Source organism: Dietzia sp. (genome assembly GCF_036741115.1).
GTDB lineage: Bacteria > Actinomycetota > Actinomycetes > Mycobacteriales > Mycobacteriaceae > Dietzia.
The window spans coordinates 4,622-24,321 of the sequence record NZ_DAINST010000027.1; the positions used below are offsets into that span (position 1 = coordinate 4,622).

The window sequence follows — 19,700 nt, forward strand, 5'->3', positions numbered from 1 at the left end:
TCCCACGGCCTGTCCTCGAATCCCGTGTGCATCGAACCCATGACCGCGCGGTTGGGCAGCTCCATCCCATTGATGCGCAGCGGTTCGAAGAGATGCGGGAAGTGGGCGTTGGTAGTGGCCTTGGCCGGCTGTACGTCGGACTCGCGGGGCTCGCTGTTCTGGTGGGTCATGACTTCTCCTCGGTGGGCAGATGGAGGGAGGGGGGACGGGGTGGGAAAGAAACGGCGCAGGGATGACGGCGGAAGCCGCTCCTACTCGGGCGGCGGCCGGTCCTCCGTGGAGCCTTGTCCGTCGGTCGCCCCGGGCCCCGCCCCCGCGAGTTCGCGGCGCAGTCCGTCGAGGACCTCGGTGCACCACGCGACGAAGAACTCCTCGATGCCGAGTCCGCCGCGGAGGACGAGGTGCTGGTGGAGGGCGCGGCCGGTGAGGCCCTCGGCTTCCGGGAACTGTTCGGCTTCGAAGGAACGGTAGAGATCGAGCCGGGCGACGTGCAGCTCCCGGTGCCGCTCGATCTCTGCGATGAGTTCGGGCAGATCGGCGTGCTCGGCGGCGCGGATCTTGACCCCGAGATCGTCCCGGAGGCTTTGAAGCGGTGTGGGGGAGGACACCCATTCGCGGAGCTCGGCGCGGCCGGCGGCGGAGAGCGAATACACCTTCTTGTCCGGCTTTCCCTCTTGCGGGACGGCGGCGCAATCGACGAGCCCGCGCTCGTCGAGCCGCGCGAGCGTGCGATAGATCTGCTGGTGGGAGGCGTTCCAGAAGTGGCCGATGGTGCGGCCGAACTGCCGGCCCAGCTCGTAGCCGGTGCCGGGGCGCTCCGCGAGGGAGACGAGAATCGCGTGGTCGAGGGCCATGTTCCGAGGTTACGGCGGCACACCTTTGCTATGCAACAAGTTGAGTATGCAAGATAGTGCATATGGTGGGCAGGTGGGAGGGATACGGCTCGCGCAAGTCTCCGATTCGCCGTGACGAGAAGGGGTCTCGCGAGGCGGCGATCCTCGTATCGTGGCCCGGACCCGGGTAGGCCGGGAAGCCCGGGCGCCAGGCCTCCATCTCCAGCGAAGGAGCACCACAACATGCCGCACACCGCCGTCGTCGTGGGCAACCCCAAGCCGAAGAGCCGGACTCTCGCCGCCGCCACCCACCTCGCCACCGTCGCAGCGGGGAGCCCGCCCGACACGGTCGTCGACCTCGCCGATTTCGGTGCCGAGATCCTCGACTGGGGCTCGGCCCCGGTCGCCGAGGCGGTCGCGACCGTGGGTGCGGCGGACCTCGTCGTGTTCGCGAGCCCCACGTTTAAAGGCTCGTACACCGGGCTGCTCAAGTTGTTCCTCGACCGCTTCGACGCCCGCACGGGGCTCTCCGGCCTCGCCGTCCCGCTCATGCTCGGCGGCAGCCCTGGCCACTCGCTGGCGCCGGAGCTCCAGCTGCGTCCGATCCTCTCCGAGCTCGGCGCAACCATCCTGGGCCGCGCTCTCTATATTCTCGATTCCGAGTACGAACGGCCGGAGGTCTACGCGGAGTGGCTCGCCGATAATAAGCGGATCATAGATTCAGTTCTCGCTGCCGAATAGGTCGACGAGCTGCCACGTAAGCCTCGCTGTCTACTTTCGTTGAGGTTCCGTTAACCCGGACGCCACTACGGCGTCTCAGTCTTTTCCTAGTCTGCTTGGGTCCGCCAATAATCCTGGAATAGTAGGAAAGAGACTGCCCTCTCATGCTTCCTCTCGGTAAGAACCTCCTCGCCGGACTCGACTTCACGTCGAGCCGCTCCCACCGCACGTGCGTGTACAAGTGCGGCGATGCGTGCTCCAAGCCCGTCGAGAACACCTCGTCCAATCCGTACTTCGGAGATATCGCCAAGGCCGAGTTCGACCGTCGTGCCGTGCTCCGCGGCGTCGGCGCTGCCTCCGTCGTGGTCGGCGGCGCGACCGTCTTCGCGGCCCAGGGCCAGGGCATGGCCGCCGCGCAGAACCCGGCGGGCTCGCTCAATGCCTCGAGCCTCGTGGGTAACAACCCCGCCGGGCTCGACTTCGAGATGGTCGCTCCCAACACCGAGGACGCGGTTGTCATCCCCAAGGGGTACTCGCAGGCCGTCGTCATCCGTTGGGGCGATCCGGTGGTCAAGGGAGCGCCCGAGTGGGAGCTCGACAACCAGACGCCCGAGGCCGCCGCGGGGCAGTTCGGCTACAACTGCGATTTCGCCGATCTCCTCCCCATTCCGGGCAAGCCGGACCACTTCCTCTTCGTGTCGAACCACGAGTACACGACCCCGCAGCAGATGTTCCCCGGCTACGACGAGGAGAACCCCGCGGAAGAGCACGTGCGCATCGAGTGGGCCTCACACGGGCTGTCGATCGTCGAGGTCAAGGGCGAGCCCGGCAGCGGCAAGCTCACGCCGGTCATGGGCGAACTCAACCGCCGGATCACCGGCACCACCGAGTTCCGCCTCACCGGCCCCGCCGCCGGCAACGAGAAGCTCAAGACCGCCGCCGATGACTCGGGCACCAAGGTCTTCGGCACGTTCAACAACTGCTCGGGCAGCATCACCCCGTGGGGCACGGTCCTCTCGGGCGAGGAGAACATCGATCAGTACTTCGCCGGCGGCGCGCAGGCTGCCGAGCCGGAGGCGTACGCCCGATACGGGATGACGGCGGACGCCACTTCGCGCAAGTGGGAGCGCTTCGACGACCGTTTCGACATCACGAAGCAGCCCAACGAGCCCCACCGCTTCAACTACGTCGTCGAGATCGATCCGTGGGACCCGAAGTCCACGCCGGTCAAGCACACCGCTCTCGGCCGCTTCAAGCACGAGGCCGCCTCGATCCAGATCGCCGCTGACGGCACGATCGTTGCGTACTCCGGCGACGATTCGCGCTTCGAGTACATCTACAAGTTCGTCTCATCGAAGAAGTTCGTGCCCGGCAACGATTCCGCCGCGCGCGCGGAGAACATGAAGGCGCTCGACGAGGGCACCCTCTACGTCGCGAAGTTCACGGGCAACTCCGCGGACTTCAAGGAGAACACCCTGCCCGAGGACGGCGCCTTCGACGGCACGGGCGAATGGGTCAAACTGGCCACGGCGAAGGCCGATGGTTCGGCCGAGTCGCACGTCGACGGCTTCTCCGGGGCCGACGTCTTCATCTTCACCCGCCAGGCGGCGGACAAGGCCGGCGCCACGAAGATGGACCGCCCGGAAGACGTCCAGCCGAACCCGAAGAACGGCAAGATCTACGCCGCGCTGACCAACAACTCCTACCGCGGCGTCCCCGGCAAGGGCGAGGGCACGATGGAGTACGCGCCGGTCAAGGAGAACAAGAACGGCTACGTCCTCGAGGTCGACGACGTCTACACGGGCACGACCTTCACGTGGAACCTCCTCCTCGTGTGCGGCGATCCGAATGCGGCCGAGACCTACTTCGGCGGCTTCGACAAGTCCTCGGTTTCGCCGATCTCGTGCCCGGACAACGTCGCCTTCGACTCCTTCGGGAACCTCTGGATCTCAACCGACGGAAACGCGCTCGGCTCCAACGACGGGCTCTTCGCCGTCTCCCTCTCCGGGCCGACCCGGGGCCTCACCAAGCAGTTCCTCACCGTCCCCAAGGGTGCGGAGACCTGTGGCCCGGTCGTCACCGACACCCGCGTCATGGTCAATGTCCAGCACCCGGGCGAGGACGACGGAGCCACCACCGAGACCACCACGTCGCACTGGCCCGACGGTGGCACCTCGCTCGCCCGTCCGTCGACTGTCGTCGTGTGGCAGAACTCCGGCGGAGTCGTCGGCTCGATGGACATGGGCCCGCTGTCCGGTTCCGTCGCCGGGTCGCTCGGCGCCTACGGGTCGGCGACCTCCGGTTCCTAGCCCGGAGCGGCGGCGAGTGCACACCGCGCGCCGATTCGCGCCACTCAGAGATCTCGCCCCCGTCGCTGTTCGCAGCGGCGGGGGCGAGGTGAATTCGGACGTCCGCCGTCATGCCGGGTGAGTGACCGGGAAGCGTCTGCTCACGACTAGAGGCTATGACTGTCCGACTGGCGCAGTTTCAGCCACTGGGTTTGGGCTTTACAGAGCCGACGCCGACCAGTTGCACTCTCTGGTGCCGCGTTCTGCCTTCACCTCAGTGGCCGTGCATTGAACCACGGTGAGAAGCATCGACTATTCGGATTACTTATTAGAAGAAGCTTACGTGGTCCGGCACAAGCGATTATGCTCAGCTCACCATCACTGCGCACCGCATGGAGACGCCATGACTCGACCTCGAAAATTCTTCGCAGCTGCAATCGCCGCGCTTTCGCTCGGAGTTGTGCTCGCACCCGCTGCTGCCGCGCAAGTACCGGGAGGAGGCTCTGTTGTCATCCCGGAAATCGCGCCTATCCCCGTCCCGACGCCCGCGGGAATCGATCCCAGCTTCCTCCCTCCCCTGCCGAAGCCATGGTTTTGGCAGTCCCCTTACATCGCCTCCAACTGGGTCGAGATGGGTACCGGATGTCCGGCGGCCAACGAATGGGCGTACACACAGGACGGCACCAAGGTGTGGTGTGCCAGGAAGAACCGCATGGATGGCCATGCTTGGGCTCCCCAGCCCGGAACGTTCGACGACATTCCCGGTGGCTTGCACTGGGGGAAGACAACACGTGTCGAAAACTCGCTTGGCGGTAGGCCCTGCGAGTCGGTAAACAAAACCGCCATTAATCCGTCTAATGGTCAAACCGCGTACTGCGACTGGCACCTGATCGACAGCGCCGTTCCCGTCTGGCAGTTCCGCTAGCTTGGATCGGCACGGCTGAGGCGTGAGGGGTATGCCGCGTTCCAATCTGAATTTGAACTGGATACAGGCTGCGTGCGCCCATCTCAAGTTTTCAACTTGGCTAGAAAACGTCTGAGCTGACACTGTGCGCAATTTCGCCCCCGCCGCGGTTTGCAGCGGCGGGGGCGAGGCGATTTAGGACGTCCGCCGTCATGCGGGATGAGCGACGGGGAAAGCGCGCGGAACGCGAACGGCCCGGCGGCTCCGCGCGGGGCGGAACGGCCGGGCCGTCGGGATGCCGGGCTATCTCCGGCAGCAGCTACTAGCAGTCGTAGTAGAGCTCGAACTCGTGGGGGTGCGGGCGGAGGCGAACCGGGTCCAGCTCGTTCTCGCGCTTGTACTTGATCCACGTCTCGATGAGATCCTCGGTGAACACGCCACCCTCGGTGAGGTAGTCGTGGTCGGCCTCGAGGCGGTCGATCACGGCATCGAGGGTCGTGGGCGCCTGCGGGATGCCAGCGGCCTCCTCCGGCGGGAGCTCGTAGAGGTCCTTATCGACGGGCTCCGGCGGCTCGATCTTGTTGCGCACACCGTCGATGCCGGCCATGAACATGGCGGCGAACGCCAGGTACGGGTTCCCGGACGGATCGGGGCAACGGAACTCGATGCGCTTGGCCTTCGGGTTGTTACCCGTGATCGGGATGCGGACACACGCCGAGCGGTTGCGCTGCGAGTACACGAGGTTGATCGGCGCCTCGTAGCCCTTGACCAGGCGGTGGTAAGAGTTGATCGTCGGGTTCGTGAACGCGAGGAGCGACGGCGCGTGGTGAAGGATGCCGCCGATGTAGTGGCGGGCGGTGTCCGACAGGCCCGCGTATCCGGCCTCGTCGTGGAACAGCGGCTTGCCGTCCTTCCACAGCGACTGGTGGCAGTGCATGCCCGAGCCGTTGTCGCCGTAGAGCGGCTTCGGCATGAAGGTCACGGACTTGCCGGCCTGCCACGCGGTGTTCTTGATGATGTACTTGAACAGCTGCAGCTCGTCGGCCGACTTGGTCAGCGTGTTGAACTTGTAGTTGATCTCCTGCTGGCCGCCCGTGCCGACCTCGTGGTGGGCGCGCTCAAGCTCGAAGCCGGCGGCGGCAAGGTTGAGGGACATTTCGTCGCGAAGGTCCTGGTAGTGGTCGTAGGGCGCGACGGGAAAGTATCCGCCCTTCGGGCGAACCTTGTAGCCCAGGTTCGGTGAGCCGTCCGGGTTGACCGGGTTGCCGCGGTTCCACCAGCCCGACACCGACTCGAGCTCGTAGAACGCGGAGTTCGTGTCCGTCTCGTAGGCGACCGAATCGAAGATGTAGAACTCGGCCTCCGGGCCGAAGTTCACCGTATCGGCGATGCCGGTGGAGATCAGGTACTCCTCAGCCTTGATCGCGACGTTGCGCGGATCGCGGGAGTACGCCTCACGGGTGAATGGGTCGTGGACCGAGCAGACGATATTGAGCGTCTTGCGCTTCCGGAACGGATCGATCTGTGCGGTCGAGGGGTCGGGGAGCAGCAGCATGTCCGACTCGTCGATGGACTGGAAGCCGCGGATCGACGAACCGTCGAAGGCGAGACCCTCCTCGAAGACATCCTCCACGAACTGATCTGCGGTGATCGAGAAGTGCTGCTGTGCACCCGGCAGATCGGTGAAGCGGATGTCGACGAACTCGACACCTTCGGACTTGACGTACTCGATGACCTCTGCGGGGCTAGTGAATCCCACGACTGGTTCTCCTTCGTCACTACGCCGGATGGCCGGTGCCATCGGCTTCGTACCCCATCAACAATAGAGAACCGGTGTTGCTCGGTCGTCACCCCTATGTTTCCGGCACGTTACGCAGGCGCATACTCGGGGTACCGGAGGCCAACCGATAGAGTTGGGCCCATGCGTAAGGAAACCGGTTCGTGGCTGTCCGGCCCCCAGGCCGCCCTTGACGGCGGAGAGAGCAGCTACCCCGGCGAGAAGCTCGGCGCCGCGGAGTCCGGACCGGGCTCCATGGCGGGGCTCGGTCGCCGCCTCGGCGCGATCCTCGTCGACTGGTTGATCATTTCTATTCCGGTGAATCTCATCATGGGGCAGGACGGGCGCTGGTTCCTCGGAGGAGGAGCTACCACCACGTTGATCCTCTGGGCGCTGGTCTCCATCGTCAGCGTATGGGCGCTGTCGATGACCCCCGGAATGGCAGCGGTCGGGCTCGGCGTCGCGCGCGTCGACGCCGCAGCGCCGGTGGGGCTGTGGCGGGCCGTGATCCGGACTGTTCTCTCCGTGTTCGTGTTCCCGGCGCTCTTCCAGGACGAGGACAACCGCGGCATGCACGACCGCGCGACGGGTACCGCGGTCGTAGTCCGGCCGCGTTAGAACGATTGCCCGAATGTCGTAGAGGAGCTCAAGCTCAGATCGCCCCCCGCTCGAGGGCGCAGGTTCCGGAAACCGGCAGTACGGGTAATCGAATGACAAAGCGCCGGCCCGGATCCCTGAGGAACTCGGACCGGCGCTGGTCGTATGCACCCGGTGCCTCGCCGGACTACTTCTGCGCGCCCCGGCGGCGGGCGGTGCGGTTGAGGTTGCGGACCTTCGCGCCTTGCGGCGCCGGTCCCTTCGGCATCTGCGAGGCCATGCCGGTCTTCGCGTTGAGAGCGGTGAGGCGGGTATCGAGGGCGTCGATCTTGCTGCGCTCTATGTTCATCGGGTACTTGCTGAGCCGGCGGTTGAGCTTGGGCAGCACGATCTGCTCCGGCTTGGCATCCGAATCAGGCTCATCGACCACGATGAGCTCGTAGATCGGCGTCTCACCGACCACGCGCGCGATCTTCTTCTTCTCCTGGTTGAGCAGCGGGCGAACGCGGTGCGCCTCACCCTCGCCGACGAGCACGATGCCCGGGCGTCCCACCACGCGGTGCACTGCATCGAAGTGCGTGTTGATCGCGACCGACTGAGTCACCCGCCAACCGCCGCGCAGCTGGTCGAGGGTCCACGCGGCCGCGCCGGGCTGCCCCTCGTAGCGCTTGTACATGAGCCCCTGCACGCGGCGGGAGAAGAACATCATCCCCAGGAGGATGCCGACGAGGAGACCAAGGAACAGCATCCACCACTGGCCGCCCCAGATGAGCCCGATGAGGAACGCGATGACCGCGGTGCCGATGATGATCCCGATGAAGCCCGGGAGGAACAGCTTGTCCTCCTTGGCCAGCATCTTGACGACCTGCCAGAACTGCCCGCGGGTCTGCTTCCCCTGCGCGCGCTTGGCCTGCCGCTCGGCCTTCTTCTGTTCCTTGGACTTCTTCGAATCTCCGGATGCCATGTGTTCAAGGATACGGCCCGTGCCGGAGAAAAATAAACGCACCCGAATGATGGCGGACGTGCGCCGTCAGAGATGGAAAACGGGGCCCGCCGAGTGGCGAGCCCCGTGCCCGTTCAGTGCCTGTTCAGTGTCCGTCCCGTGTACCGGGCCGCGAAGTGGGTCTAGGCGCGGGCCGCCTCGCGCTGGAGCTGGCGGTCGAGCACAGCGTTTGCCTCCTGCGACGCGGAGGCCTCGCCCGTGAGGTGCGAGAGGTTCTCCGGGACATCGAGCCCGCGCGCGTGCATCGCCTGGGCGTAGAGCTTGCCGGCGCGGTACGAGGACCGCACGAGCGGCCCGGCCATGACGCCGGAGAAGCCGATCTCGTAGGCCTTGTCCGAGAGCTCGACGAACTCCTGCGGCTTGACCCACCGCTCGATGGGATGGTGCCGCGGGGAGGGACGCAGGTACTGCGTGATGGTGATGAGGTCGCAGCCGGCCGAGTGCAGGTCCTCGAGCGCCTCGACGACCTCCTCGGTGGTCTCGCCCATGCCGAGGATGAGGTTCGACTTGGTGACGAGGCCGAAATCGCGTGCCTGGCGGATGACATCGAGAGAGCGCTCGTAGCGGAACGCCGGGCGGATCCGCTTGAAGATCCGCGGCACGGTCTCGACATTGTGCGCGAGGACCTCGGGGCGGGACTCGAAGACCTCGGCGAGGAGATCCTCCTTGCCGTTGAAGTCGGGGATGAGGTTCTCTACGCCCGTATTGGGGTTGAGCTCGTGGATCTTGCGCACGGTCTCGGCGTACAGCCACGCGCCTCCGTCCGGGAGATCGTCGCGCGCGACACCGGTGATGGTGGAGTAGCGCAGGTCCATCTCGCGGACCGACTCGGCGACACGGCGGGGCTCGTCGCGGTCCAGCGGCTCCGGCTTGCCCGTGGCGATCTGGCAGAAATCACAGCGCCGCGTGCACTCATCGCCGCCGATGAGGAAGGTGGCCTCGCGATCTTCCCAGCACTCGAAGATGTTGGGACAGCCCGCTTCCTCGCAGACGGTGTGGAGTCCTCCCGATTTGACCAGCCCCTTGATATCCCGATACTCCGGGCCCATTACGGCCTTAGTGCGAATCCATTCGGGCTTGTTCTCGATCGGGGTCTCGGCGTTCCGGACCTCGATGCGGAGGAGTTTCCGTCCTTCGGGTGCGACAGTCATGGTGGCCATGCTACGCCGCCGTAGCCGCTTGGGCTAAGCGCCCCCGATGGGCGGTATTCGCCGGTAGGGGCCGATTCCCGGTGCCGTGCCGGGCGCCCGGCACAGTGGCCTTCGAGTCATGGTGTGCCGCGTCAGGCGGTGGACGAAGATGCGGAATCGCGGAGCGCGAGAGCTGCCGCTACGCTGCGGGCATGAGTGCAGCACCGACGGTCGCCCAGGCGAGGATCGACGACGCGGACGTCGAGGAGTTCATCCGCCGCCACTTCGCCGATATGCGCCCCGTGGTCGCGGACGCGCATCAGTACGCTCTCGGTTTCCCCGAGCTCTTCGCGCAGGGCAAGACGCTGTGGGTGGCGAGGGTCGGCGGCCGGGTCGCCGGCACGGCGGCGTTGTCCCGCTTGAGCGGCGGCGCCGCGGAACTCAAGAGCATGCGCACCGATCCCGAGATGCGTGGCCGGGGTATCGCCCGGACGCTGCTGCGGCACGTGGTCTCGGTGGCGCGGAACGAGGGATACGAGGTCCTCTACCTCGAGACGGGGACCGTCGACTTCTTCGCTCCGGCCCGTGCCCTCTACGCCTCGGCGGGATTCAAGCGACGCGGCCCCTACGGAGACTATTCCGACCTCTCCACGAGCTACTTCATGGAGCTCGAGCTCGCTACGAGGGAATGACGATCTGCGGTGCCGCGGGCGCCTCCGGCGTGGCCTGAGCGGCGCTCGCCGCGGGCGCGGCGACGGCGTCGGGGCGGAGATCGATCCGGCCGTCGAGGGCGGCGAGGACGTTCTCGCGGGCCCGCTCGCGCACGTCGGCGACGGTGACGTCCCGGCCGAGCTCCTCGGAGATCGACGTGACGCCGGCGTCCGCGATCCCGCAGGGCACCACGGAGCCGAAGCCCGCGAAGGAGTTGTCGCAGTTGAGCGAGAATCCGTGCATCGTGACCCCACGTTGGACACGGATGCCGAGCGCGGCGATCTTGCGGTCGGGTAGCGAGCCCTCGGCGAGGCACCACACCCCGGAGCGGCCCTCGACACGGGTGGTGTCGATACCCAGCTCCGACAGCGTCTGCATGATCCCCGCCTCGAGGCGGTGGACGTAGTCCATGACGTCGATGGGATCGGCGAGCTTGATGATCGGGTAGCCGACGAGCTGGCCCGGGCCGTGCCACGTGATCCGGCCGCCGCGGTCGACGTGGATCACCGGGGTTGTGGGATCGGCGGGGAGATCCTCGGGCTGCGTGCGTTTGCCGGCCGTAAAGGTCGCCGGGTGCTCGAGGAGAAGGAGGGTATCGCCCGTCTCGCCGTCCGCGCGAAGCGTAGCGATCTCGCGCTGCTTGTCCCACGTGGCCTCGTACTCCACGGTGCCGAGCCAGGAGACCTCGACGGGATCGGACTGCTCACGGATGCTCGACTGCGCGGTGCTCATGGGCGCCACGATACTCCCGAACAAATGGGTGACGGCGGGCCTCCCGAATTGATCGGGGGCCCGCCGTCGCAGATGCGCGTCTGGGCGCTGCGCTGGCGACTAGAGGCCGAGCTCGTCCTCGAAGGCGCCGGTCTCGAGGCGGTCCTTGATCGTGGTGAGGAAGCGGCCGGCGTCCGCACCGTCGATGAGACGGTGATCGTAGGTGAGCGGCAGGTAGCCCATCGAGCGGATCGCGATGGACTCGCCGTCCTCATCGATCTCGACGATCGGCCTGCGCACGATCGCGCCGGTGCCGAGCATCGCGGCCTGCGGCGGCACGAGGATCGGGGTGTCGAATAGCGCGCCCTCCGAGCCGATGTTCGTGATCGTGAAGGTGCCGCCCGAGAGATCGTCGGGGCCGAGCTTGCGGTTCCGCGCCTTGTCGGCGATCTCGACGATCGCCTTGGCGAGCTCCGCGACGGACATCTTGTCGGCGTTCTTGATCACCGGGGAGAGCAGGCCCTGCTCGGTGTCGACCGCGATGCCGAGGTGCACGTGGTCGTGGTAGGTGATCGTGTTCGTCTGCTCGTCGTACGAGGCGTTTACGTTCGGGTGGGAGACGAGCGCCTCGACCGCGGCCTTCGCGTAGAAGGGCAGGTACGTGAGCTTGACACCGTGCTTGGCCTGGAAGTCCGCCTTCGACGCCGAGCGGAGCTGCCCGACGCGAGACATGTCGACCTCGAACACCTGAGTGAGCTGGGCGGTGGACTGCAGGGCCTCGCGGGTGCGCAGTGCCGTGATCTTGCGGATCCGGTTCGCCTCCTGCGTGGTGCCGCGGAGCTCGGCGAGCTCGGGGCGCACGCCCTTCTGCGAGGGGCCGCCGCGCTTGGCGGAGCCGGCGCCGGAGGCGGAGCCGCCCTCGGCCGCGGCCAGGACATCCTGCTTGCGGATGCGGCCGCCGACGCCCGTGCCCTCGACGGTGGAGAGGTCCACGCCCTTCTCGTCGGCGATCTTGCGGACGAGCGGGGTGACGTACGGGGCGCTGCCCGAGCTCGCCGCGGCCGCGGGCGCCGCCGGGCGCGCAGGCTCGGGGGCGGACTCGGTCTTCGGAGCGGGCTTCTCTTCGGCCTCGGGCGCAGGCTCGGGAGCCTTTTCTGCGGGCTTCTCCTCGGCCTTCGGGGCGGGCTCGGGAGTCTTCTCCGCCGGCTTCTCCTCGGTCTTGGGTGCCGCCTTGGGCGCGGAGCCCGAGCCGATGATGGCGAGCGTGCCGCCGACCTCGACGGTGTCGTCCTCGTTCGCGAGCACCTCGAGCAGCGTGCCGGCGACGGGGGAGGGGATCTCGGTGTCGACCTTGTCGGTGGAGACCTCGAGCAGCGGCTCGTCTACCTCTACCGTGTCGCCGACCGCCTTGAGCCAGTTGGTCACCGTCCCCTCGGTGACGGACTCGCCGAGCTCCGGCATGAGGACCTTCTCGCCCTCGCCCGAGCCGGAATCCTCCGAGGAGCCGGAGGCGGCGGACTCGGCGGAATCGGCTTCGGCGGAGTCGTCGGCATCCGCGGAATCGTCGGACGAAGCCTCCTCGGCAGGCGCCGAGGTCGTGTCGGAATCGTCGGCGGGGGCGCCCGAGCCATCGTCGATCAGGGCGAGCTCGCCACCGATGTCGATGGTGTCGTCCTCCTGGGCGATGATCTTGCTCAGGGTGCCGGCCACGGGCGAGGGGATCTCGGTATCGACCTTGTCGGTGGAGACCTCGAGTAGCGGCTCGTCGACCTCGACCGTGTCTCCCTCCTGCTTGAGCCAGCGGGTAATGGTGCCCTCGGTGACGGACTCACCGAGCGCCGGCATCTCAACGGAGAAGGCCATGTTCTTGACTCCTCGAATTATCTCGCCCCGGCGGCTGTGGCCCCGGAGGTATGTGGCGGTTCGTTCGTATGTTCTTCGACGTGATCGGGCTGCACCCGGGGCGCAGACCCGCGCCGCGGCAATGAATGACGCGGCGGACGTTTTCGACTTTACGCGCGTCCCGATCTCAGCGACCATTGTGCCCAAACTCGGGCACCGAGGCAGGGGGAACGCCGGGAACAACCGGCGCGTCGGGAACGTTGTTCTGACATCGAACCGGCGCCGCCGCAGGCCGCGCGCCGGGATCAGGGAAGGGGAATGCGGCATGGCAGCGCTGTTCGGGAAGCCCGGCAGGAATGACGGCGGACGTCCGCTCTCGGCCGAGGATCTCGAGCACTTCCGCGAGTGGAGCAGCACCCGGGCGGGGATCGACGGCTACGTCGAACCGTCGACCGTCGTCAATCAGCTCTCGCTCCTGCTCGTCGACATCATGGGCGAGTACACGCGCCGCCCGATCGGAAGCTGGGGCGAGGCCGATCGCCTCGGCCGCGAGCTCGGCGTGGCGATCTACGATGCCGCGGCGACCGGATACCCCCGGCGGATGCGCGAGCGCGACGAGGCGATGCGCCTCAAGGCCAAGCGGGAACGCGCCGAGCGGATCCGAGAGGAGTTCCGCCGGGCCGACCGCGCCGAGCGGATCCGAGAGGAGTTCCGCCGGGCCGACCGCGCCGAGCGGATCCGAGAGGAGTTCCGCCGGGCCGACCGCGCCGAGCGGGCGGAAGAAGAGCGCTGATTCCAGGACCTCGAGCAGCCCGGACGCGGGGCCGGCCTGGCGGCTCGAGAGCGGCCGGGGCCGGCGATTAGCCCGCCGAGTCCGCCGAGCCCGATTCGTCCTCCTCGGCGGGGACGTCGGGTTCGGCGAAGACCCACGCGAGCATGAGCGTGGAGAAGACCGCGAAGAACATGACCTCGGCGACCGAGCCCATGGCGTTGACCAGGTAGCTGATGACGAGCAGCGGGTACGCCACGAAGAGCGCGATCCGCGCGCCGCGGAGGTACGCGCCGAGCTTGCCGGTACGACGGTGCCCGATGCCCCATGCGAGGAGCAGCGCAAACGTGGCGGTGGCGAATTCGGCGATGCCCGCCGTCATATGGACGTAGTGGTGGAGCGGCAGCGAGAACGACCATTCCTGGGCGCGGCATTCCGCGTCGAGGCCCTCGGGGCACGCATAGGGGAACAGCGCCCCGATGGCGACGGCGAGAGAGAAGCCGAGCAGGAGCCTCCGGATGCGGCGCGAATCGGCGGAAGCGCGCACACCGCGGACGAGAACGGCGAGGAGGAAGAAGCCGCCCGCCGCGGCGTTGATCGAGGACAGCGTCGTGGCATCGGGGGCGCCGGCGGTCTCGAGATCGGAGAGCAGCCCGCGGAAGCCGACTCGCGAATCGGGCGCGACGACAGGGAGATAGGCCCACCAGTTGTAGGCGAGGACACCGATGATGGCGAGCGTGCGCGCGGCGGGGGCGCGCCAGGCGGCGGGCGACTCGCCGTCGCCGAAACCGATGGGCCCGACGTGCGAACCCGTTCCGCGCATCGCGCCGCGGTAGTCGTGGCCTGCGTCGTGGCTCAAGCGTTCCGCCTCCTCGTCCACGCGTCCGGGCGCGGTTCGCCGTGAATTCGAGTGCGCCGATTCCCGGCGCGGTCGACCGGAGCGCGTGGGCAGACGACTACGGTCACCGGTGCCGACAACATCGCCCGCCGCCGGGATATTCCCTGCGACGGGCGGACCTTTGAAACTCGTTGTGGGGCTAGCCGTTCGCGGCGATGTCCTCGATCACGGCGAGCATCGTGCGGACCGGGACGCCGGTGGCGCCCGCGGGGTTATAGCCCCAGCCCGAGCCGGTGTTGAAGGCGGGGCCGGCGACGTCGATGTGCGCCCACGGCAATCCGGCGGGCACGAACTCGCGGAGGAAGAGGCCGGCGACGATCATCCCGCCCCAGCGCGCCGACGCGCTGTTGACCATGTCGGCGACCTTCGAGTCGAGGCCCTCGCGAAGGTCCTCCGCCAGCGGGATCGGCCAGCCGTTCTCGCCGACCTCGGCGCTCAACGCGGAGACGCGGTCGCGGAACTCGTCGGTGCCCATAACGCCCGGCGTGCGCAGACCGAGCGCGACCATCTGCGCGCCTGTGAGCGTCGCGGTGTCGATGAGGTAGTCGGGCTCGTCCTCGGCCGCCCGGACGATGGCATCGGCGAGGATGAGCCGTCCCTCGGCATCGGTGTTGGTGATCTCGACGGTCTTCCCGCCGTACATGGTGAGCACGTCGCCAGGCCGGTACGAGGCGCCGCCCGGCATGTTCTCGGCCATGGGGACGGTCGCGGTGACATTCGCGGAGACGCCGAGGCGGGCCGCGGCGATCACGGTGCCGATCACGGCGGCCGCGCCGCCCATGTCCATGGTCATCGCCTCCATACCCGCGGCGGGCTTGAGCGAGATGCCGCCGGTGTCGAACGTGATGCCCTTGCCCACGAGCGCGACCTTCGGCGCATCGGCGCCGGCAGAGTAGGAGAGGCGGACGAGGCGCGGGCCACGGCTCGAGCCCTGACCGACGCCCGAGATGCCACCGAAGCCGCCATCGCGGAGGGCATCGGCGTCGAGCACCTCGGCCGTCAGCCCGTGGGTTTCGGCGAGCGCGACGGCGCGATCGGCGAAGGACTCCGGGTAGAGCAGGTTCGGCGGGGTGTTGACGAACGTGCGCGCGGCGCCGACGGATTCGGCGATGATCGTGGCGCGCTCGATCTCCTCGGCGCGTGCGCCGACGATCCGGAACTCGGGGGCCTGTGCGGGCTCGTCACCCTCGCCCTCGGCGGTGACCTTGAGTGGCACGTATCCACCCAGGCCCGCGCCGATCGCGACCTCACCGGTCGCCGAGGCGCCGTCGACCTCGGGTGCGAGGTCGAACACGACCGCTCCGTCGCGCCCGCGCGCCGTGCGAGCCGCGCTGCCCGCGGCCTGCCGGACGTCTTCACGAGTGACGGCAGACAGCGTCTCGCCGAGGCCCGCGGCGATGACCACCGGCGGCACGCCCTCGGCCGAGACCGGCAGCGTGGTTACCTTGCCTACGGAGGAAGAGGCTTCGAGAGCGCGGGCCGCGGAGGCGATGGCGTCCTTCGCCGTGGCGTCGAGCGAGGGCGCGACGACCTCGAGGGAGTCCTTCGTGCCGATGATCCCCACGGCGGCGATCGCGGCACCCGCCGCCCCGACGCCCTCCGCCGGGGAGAGCACGGGGAGGTCCGAGTTCGAGGTGGGGAATTCGTTGGCGATGGGCAAGATGAACCTCCGGTGCTGTTCGATGCGTTCGGTGTGATCGATGGGTTCGGCGGGCGCGCGCCGGTCCTGTGGGGCCGGAGGGCGGCACACCGATCAAGCGGGGTCAGCGGCGCGCCGGGCGCGGGGCCGACCATCTATTGCGAGTCTATCGACGCACGTGCGATACGGTTGTGGGCACTCGCCCTGGCAGGGGATAGGGCCGGGCAGGGGAGAAGAATCGGTCGACGGCCCGGGGCATTACCCGGGCAACCACAGAAGGGACGTGTGGGACATGGCGGGAGACGACACCGGCGATCTGAGGCGCGGACCCGTCCACGCCGAGCACGAGCGCGCGGGCGCGACATTCGCCCCGTTCGGCGGATGGTCGATGCCTGTCTCCTACGAGGGCACCGTCTCGGAGCACAACGCAACCCGCAATGCCGTCGGCCTGTTCGATGTCTCGCACCTCGGTAAGGCGCTCATCGCCGGGGAAGGTGCGGCCGATTTCGTTAACACCTGCCTCGCCAACGACCTCGACAAGATCGGCGCGGGCCAGGCCCAGTACACGTTCTGCCTCGATCCCTCGGGCGGCGTGGTCGACGATCTCATCCAGTACCGGGTGTCCGACGACGAGATCTTCCTCATTCCCAACGCCGCGAACACGGCCGAGGTGGTCCGCCGCCTCGAGGCCGACGCGGCCGAGCGCGCGCCGCAGCTCGAGATCACCGACGAGCACACCTCGCGCGCCGTCTTCGCCGTGCAGGGGCCGAAGTCGGCCGAGATCCTCGAGGCGCTGGGCCTGCCGACCGAACTTGACTACATGCATTTCCGCGACGCCGAGTTCGAGGGCTCCCCGGTGCGCGTCTGCCGCACGGGTTACACCGGCGAGTACGGCTTCGAGCTTCTCCCGCTGTGGGATGCCGCGGCGGCCCTGTGGCGCGCACTAGAGGAGAAGGTCCTCGCCGCGGGCGGCGCGCTGGCCGGGCTCGGCGCCCGCGATTCGCTGCGCCTCGAAGCGGGCTACCCGCTTCACGGCCACGAGCTGACCCTCGATAGCAACCCGGTCCAGGCTCGAGGCTCGTGGGCTATCGGCTTCGACAAGCCGGCCTTCTGGGGCCGCGAGGCCGTCGTCGCCGAGAAGGAGAACGGCCCGAGCCGGCGGCTCTACGCGCTCAAGGTCACCGGCCGCGGCGTCCTGCGCGCCGAGCAGGACGTCCTTTCCGACGGTGAGAAGATCGGCATCACGAGCTCGGGGACGTTCTCCCCGACGCTCGGCACGGGCATCGCGCTCGCCTTCGTGGACGTGGCGTCCGGCGTCAAGAAGGGCGATACGGTCGCCGTCGACGTACGTGGCCGCCAGGTCGAATGCGAGCTGCACCTTCCCGGCCTGGTGGCGAACCACACGCGCTGATCCGCGTGGACTTTCGGCCTGCGCGTGCCGAGCTCGATACGCGCTTCCCCTCCGGCCGATCGCCCGGGCCCCGTGCACGAGCTTGTCTAGACTGGGTGCACTCATCGGGCACGAACACGCTGCCTGGGCGAACGGCCGATCATTCACGAACTCCCTTAGGTGTCGTCATGTCTTCTCGTGAAACCTCTTTCGAGGTCACCCCCAACCCCTCTCCCGCTTCCGAGGCCCGCAGGAACGAGATCCTCGCCCAGCCCGGCTTCGGCCGCTACTTCAGCGACCACATGGTCGAGATCGACTTTGCGGGCGGCGAGTGGGGCCGGCCGCGGGTCGCTCCCTACGGCCCACTCACCCTCGACCCCGCGACCATGGTCTTCCACTACGGTCAGGCCATCTTCGAGGGGCTCAAGGTCTATCGCTGGGCCGATGGCACGCTGCGTGCGTTCCGCCCCGAGCAGAACGCCGAGCGCTTCAATCGTTCCGCCGACCGCCTCGCCATGCCCGAGCTCTCGGTCGATGTCTTCCTTGATTCACTCCGCGAGCTCGTCGCGATCGATGGTGCGTGGACCCCGGAAGCCGGGGGAGAGGCTGCCCTTTACATCCGTCCGTTCATGATCTCCACCGAGATCGGTCTCGGCGTCCATCCGGCGGACGAGTACAAGTTCCTCATGCTCGCCTCCCCGGCCGGCGCGTACTTCTCCGGCGGCGTCTCTCCTGTCACGGTCTGGTTCTCCCGCGAGTACACGCGCGCCGCCCCGGGCGGCACAGGCGCGGCGAAGTTCGCCGGCAACTACGCGGCCTCGCTCAAGGCGCAGGCCGATGCCATCGAGAACAACTGTGACCAGGTCGTCTGGCTCGACGCCCGCGAGCACCGCTACATTGAGGAGATGGGCGGGATGAACCTCTTCTTCGTCTACGGCAGTGGTGCCGATGCCGAGGTCGTCACGCCCGAGTTGTCCGGATCGCTGCTCCCCGGCATCACGCGCGACAGCATTCTGCGTCTCGCCGAGCAGGCCGGGTACAAGACCTCCGAGCGGCTCATCTCGATCGAAGACGTCGAGTCTGCTCTCGATTCGGGCGAGCTCACCGAGGTCTTCGCGTGCGGCACGGCGGCGGTCATCACGCCCGTCGGCCACTTCAAGGGAGCGGGCGAGGACATGGTCGTCGGTGACGGCGGCTCGGGGCCGATCTCGCTCTCGCTTCGCGAGACGCTCACCGGCATCCAGCGCGGCAGCGTCCGCGACGAGAACGGCTGGATGGTCGAGCTGGGCGCAGCCGAATAGCGAAATCCAGTCCGTTCGCGAGAGGGCCCGCGGCGCCGAGGAGGATCACCGGATCCCGTGCTCGGTGTTGCGGGCCTTTTTGATTCCTGCGATCGAAGGGCGCGTGCCCCGGCCCTATCCCGTGACCACGGCGAAGGCGGCTGCGCACAGCCCCGCGCCGAGGGCGATCCCCGCGCCGAGCACGTCCCCGGAGATCCCGCCGAGACGCCGCACCGAGTGCCGTCCGAGCAGCTGCGTGAGGCCGAAGAGCGCCACACAGATGACGACGGACGCCACCACCGCCACGGCGGCGGATGCGCCGGCGCCGGAGTCCGGGGACCCGGCCCACCGGGCGGTATCCGAGGCGGCGATATCGAGCCCCGCGATCACCGCGGAGCCGAGAGCGATCGCGGCGCTCGCCGTCAGGGCGAGGGGCCCCTGGGAGGTGGAGACGAGCGGTCCGAAGCCGCCGGATTCCGCGCCCGGGAGGCCGCGGCGGCAAAGCCACACGGGGAGGCAGCGGGAGAGGAGCCCGACCGCGCCGATCGAGAGGAAGGCGCCGGCCGCGACGAGCTGCGCGTACGCGGCGACCTCGACGATCGCGAGGAGCGCGAGCGCCCCGGCGCCGAGCGGACCGACGGGTCCGGAGCGCATTATCTCCCGCGCGGTGGCGGGGTCCCTGTATGAAGCGAGACCGTCGACGGTGTCGGCGAAGCCATCGAGGTGCATCCCTCGGGTGAGCGCGGCGAGTCCGGCGACGATGAGCGCGCCAGAGAGGAAGGGAGAGGCTCCCACGGCAGTGAGGAGCCACGCCGCGAGCGCCGCAGCCGCGCCGAGCACGAGCCCGGCGACGGGGAGGAACGACAGCGCGCGGGACGCGGCCGCGCGGTCGACGGGGCCGGCTACGCGAAGCGGCAGGATTGTCATCCACGAGACGATCATCGCCGCGGCACGAAGTGCGGACTGTGCGGAGCGTATGGAATGTCCGGGCTGGTCGCTCATGGGGGCCGGGCCTCGCGGCCCGCTAGTCCTTGTCGGAGACGCCGGAATCGGCGAAGGTCGCCATTTCGCACATGGTGGCGACGCCGGCGCGGAGCACGGGCAGCGCGGTGAGCGCTCCGGTGCCTTCACCGAGACGCATTCCGACCTCGAGGATCGGCTCGAGCCCGAGGAAGGACAGGGCAACCGAGTGCGCGGGCTCGGCGGAG

The 19,700-nt window shown here is 68.1% G+C and carries 18 protein-coding genes; 8 read left to right on the plus strand and 10 right to left on the minus strand.

Annotated elements, in window-relative coordinates; genetic code table 11:
• Positions 1-251: 251 nt before the first annotated feature.
• Positions 252-854, minus strand: a complete 603-nt coding sequence (locus V7E05_RS06060) for a PadR family transcriptional regulator (RefSeq protein ID WP_333618778.1) — start codon at positions 852-854, stop codon at positions 252-254.
• A 222-nt stretch (positions 855-1,076) separates the two neighbouring features.
• Here V7E05_RS06060 and V7E05_RS06065 point away from each other — a divergent pair, with 222 nt between their 5' ends.
• From V7E05_RS06065 to V7E05_RS06075, 3 genes are all read left to right on the plus strand, one after another.
• Complete coding sequence (locus V7E05_RS06065) at positions 1,077-1,574, plus strand: NADPH-dependent FMN reductase (protein ID WP_333618779.1); 498 nt, start codon at positions 1,077-1,079, stop codon at positions 1,572-1,574.
• Between the two features lie 143 nt (positions 1,575-1,717).
• Complete coding sequence (locus V7E05_RS06070; RefSeq protein ID WP_333618780.1) at positions 1,718-3,862, plus strand: PhoX family protein; 2,145 nt, start codon at positions 1,718-1,720, stop codon at positions 3,860-3,862.
• Between the two features lie 382 nt (positions 3,863-4,244).
• Entirely contained in the window at positions 4,245-4,766 is a 522-nt protein-coding gene (locus tag V7E05_RS06075) for a hypothetical protein (RefSeq protein ID WP_333618781.1), read from the plus strand.
• 301 nt (positions 4,767-5,067) lie between these two features.
• On the opposite strand, the gene glnA is transcribed toward V7E05_RS06075, so the two are convergent.
• Positions 5,068-6,504 (minus strand): type I glutamate--ammonia ligase, encoded by a 1,437-nt coding sequence (gene glnA, locus V7E05_RS06080; RefSeq protein ID WP_333618782.1) that lies wholly within the window; start codon positions 6,502-6,504, stop codon positions 5,068-5,070.
• A 162-nt stretch (positions 6,505-6,666) separates the two neighbouring features.
• Here glnA and V7E05_RS06085 point away from each other — a divergent pair, with 162 nt between their 5' ends.
• Positions 6,667-7,140, plus strand: coding sequence for an RDD family protein (locus V7E05_RS06085; protein ID WP_333618783.1), 474 nt, complete (start codon positions 6,667-6,669; stop codon positions 7,138-7,140).
• 166 nt (positions 7,141-7,306) lie between these two features.
• Here V7E05_RS06085 and V7E05_RS06090 read toward each other — a convergent pair whose 3' ends face one another.
• Together V7E05_RS06090 and lipA are read right to left on the minus strand one after the other, a co-directional pair.
• On the minus strand, positions 7,307-8,083 hold the full coding sequence (locus V7E05_RS06090) for a DUF4191 domain-containing protein (RefSeq protein WP_333618784.1): 777 nt from the start codon (positions 8,081-8,083) through the stop codon (positions 7,307-7,309).
• A 161-nt stretch (positions 8,084-8,244) separates the two neighbouring features.
• A complete protein-coding gene (gene lipA / locus V7E05_RS06095; protein ID WP_333618785.1) occupies positions 8,245-9,273 on the minus strand; it encodes a lipoyl synthase in 1,029 nt (342 codons plus the stop codon).
• A gap of 191 nt (positions 9,274-9,464) precedes the next feature.
• Here lipA and V7E05_RS06100 point away from each other — a divergent pair, with 191 nt between their 5' ends.
• The gene (locus V7E05_RS06100; protein ID WP_333618786.1) at positions 9,465-9,944 is read left to right on the plus strand and encodes a GNAT family N-acetyltransferase; all 480 of its coding nucleotides are present in this window, start codon (positions 9,465-9,467) and stop codon (positions 9,942-9,944) included.
• On the opposite strand, the gene lipB is transcribed toward V7E05_RS06100, so the two are convergent.
• Positions 9,931-10,695 (minus strand): lipoyl(octanoyl) transferase LipB, encoded by a 765-nt coding sequence (lipB, locus tag V7E05_RS06105; protein WP_333618787.1) that lies wholly within the window; start codon positions 10,693-10,695, stop codon positions 9,931-9,933. The two genes, V7E05_RS06100 and lipB, sit on opposite strands and share 14 nt — an antisense overlap.
• Before the next feature lie 99 nt (positions 10,696-10,794).
• On the minus strand, positions 10,795-12,537 hold the full coding sequence (gene sucB, locus V7E05_RS06110; protein ID WP_333618788.1) for a 2-oxoglutarate dehydrogenase, E2 component, dihydrolipoamide succinyltransferase: 1,743 nt from the start codon (positions 12,535-12,537) through the stop codon (positions 10,795-10,797).
• Positions 12,538-12,841: 304 nt separating this feature from the next.
• Here sucB and V7E05_RS06115 point away from each other — a divergent pair, with 304 nt between their 5' ends.
• On the plus strand, positions 12,842-13,309 hold the full coding sequence (locus tag V7E05_RS06115; RefSeq protein ID WP_333618789.1) for an oxidoreductase: 468 nt from the start codon (positions 12,842-12,844) through the stop codon (positions 13,307-13,309).
• Between the two features lie 67 nt (positions 13,310-13,376).
• On the opposite strand, the gene V7E05_RS06120 is transcribed toward V7E05_RS06115, so the two are convergent.
• Both V7E05_RS06120 and V7E05_RS06125 read right to left on the minus strand, forming a co-directional pair.
• On the minus strand, positions 13,377-14,144 hold the full coding sequence (locus V7E05_RS06120) for a DUF998 domain-containing protein (RefSeq protein WP_333618790.1): 768 nt from the start codon (positions 14,142-14,144) through the stop codon (positions 13,377-13,379).
• Positions 14,145-14,322: 178 nt separating this feature from the next.
• Positions 14,323-15,843, minus strand: a complete 1,521-nt coding sequence (locus tag V7E05_RS06125) for a leucyl aminopeptidase (protein ID WP_442891617.1) — start codon at positions 15,841-15,843, stop codon at positions 14,323-14,325.
• Between the two features lie 271 nt (positions 15,844-16,114).
• Between V7E05_RS06125 and gcvT the strand changes: the two genes are divergently transcribed.
• Together gcvT and V7E05_RS06135 are read left to right on the plus strand one after the other, a co-directional pair.
• Positions 16,115-17,233 (plus strand): glycine cleavage system aminomethyltransferase GcvT, encoded by a 1,119-nt coding sequence (gene gcvT, locus V7E05_RS06130; protein WP_333618791.1) that lies wholly within the window; start codon positions 16,115-16,117, stop codon positions 17,231-17,233.
• 167 nt (positions 17,234-17,400) lie between these two features.
• The gene (locus V7E05_RS06135) at positions 17,401-18,513 is read left to right on the plus strand and encodes a branched-chain amino acid aminotransferase (protein ID WP_333618792.1); all 1,113 of its coding nucleotides are present in this window, start codon (positions 17,401-17,403) and stop codon (positions 18,511-18,513) included.
• A 114-nt stretch (positions 18,514-18,627) separates the two neighbouring features.
• On the opposite strand, the gene V7E05_RS06140 is transcribed toward V7E05_RS06135, so the two are convergent.
• Together V7E05_RS06140 and V7E05_RS06145 are read right to left on the minus strand one after the other, a co-directional pair.
• Entirely contained in the window at positions 18,628-19,494 is an 867-nt protein-coding gene (locus tag V7E05_RS06140) for an adenosylcobinamide-GDP ribazoletransferase (RefSeq protein WP_333618793.1), read from the minus strand.
• 22 nt (positions 19,495-19,516) lie between these two features.
• A partial coding sequence (locus tag V7E05_RS06145; RefSeq protein WP_333618794.1) for a nicotinate-nucleotide--dimethylbenzimidazole phosphoribosyltransferase occupies positions 19,517-19,700 on the minus strand: 184 nt, incomplete at its 5' end.

What these genes read in the sequence shown, in the direction of transcription:
- V7E05_RS06060 (WP_333618778.1), bottom strand. Translation starts at nt 854, where the DNA reads ATGGCCCTCGACCACGCGATTCTCGTCTCCCTCGCGGAGCGCCCCGGC.
- V7E05_RS06065 (WP_333618779.1), top strand. Translation starts at nt 1,077, where the DNA reads ATGCCGCACACCGCCGTCGTCGTGGGCAACCCCAAGCCGAAGAGCCGG.
- V7E05_RS06070 (WP_333618780.1), top strand. Translation starts at nt 1,718, where the DNA reads ATGCTTCCTCTCGGTAAGAACCTCCTCGCCGGACTCGACTTCACGTCG.
- V7E05_RS06075 (WP_333618781.1), top strand. Translation starts at nt 4,245, where the DNA reads ATGACTCGACCTCGAAAATTCTTCGCAGCTGCAATCGCCGCGCTTTCG.
- V7E05_RS06085 (WP_333618783.1), top strand. Translation starts at nt 6,667, where the DNA reads ATGCGTAAGGAAACCGGTTCGTGGCTGTCCGGCCCCCAGGCCGCCCTT.
- V7E05_RS06090 (WP_333618784.1), bottom strand. Translation starts at nt 8,083, where the DNA reads ATGGCATCCGGAGATTCGAAGAAGTCCAAGGAACAGAAGAAGGCCGAG.
- lipA (WP_333618785.1), bottom strand. Translation starts at nt 9,273, where the DNA reads ATGACTGTCGCACCCGAAGGACGGAAACTCCTCCGCATCGAGGTCCGG.
- V7E05_RS06100 (WP_333618786.1), top strand. Translation starts at nt 9,465, where the DNA reads ATGAGTGCAGCACCGACGGTCGCCCAGGCGAGGATCGACGACGCGGAC.
- lipB (WP_333618787.1), bottom strand. Translation starts at nt 10,695, where the DNA reads ATGAGCACCGCGCAGTCGAGCATCCGTGAGCAGTCCGATCCCGTCGAG.
- sucB (WP_333618788.1), bottom strand. Translation starts at nt 12,537, where the DNA reads ATGGCCTTCTCCGTTGAGATGCCGGCGCTCGGTGAGTCCGTCACCGAG.
- V7E05_RS06115 (WP_333618789.1), top strand. Translation starts at nt 12,842, where the DNA reads ATGGCAGCGCTGTTCGGGAAGCCCGGCAGGAATGACGGCGGACGTCCG.
- gcvT (WP_333618791.1), top strand. Translation starts at nt 16,115, where the DNA reads ATGGCGGGAGACGACACCGGCGATCTGAGGCGCGGACCCGTCCACGCC.
- V7E05_RS06135 (WP_333618792.1), top strand. Translation starts at nt 17,401, where the DNA reads ATGTCTTCTCGTGAAACCTCTTTCGAGGTCACCCCCAACCCCTCTCCC.
- V7E05_RS06140 (WP_333618793.1), bottom strand. Translation starts at nt 19,494, where the DNA reads ATGAGCGACCAGCCCGGACATTCCATACGCTCCGCACAGTCCGCACTT.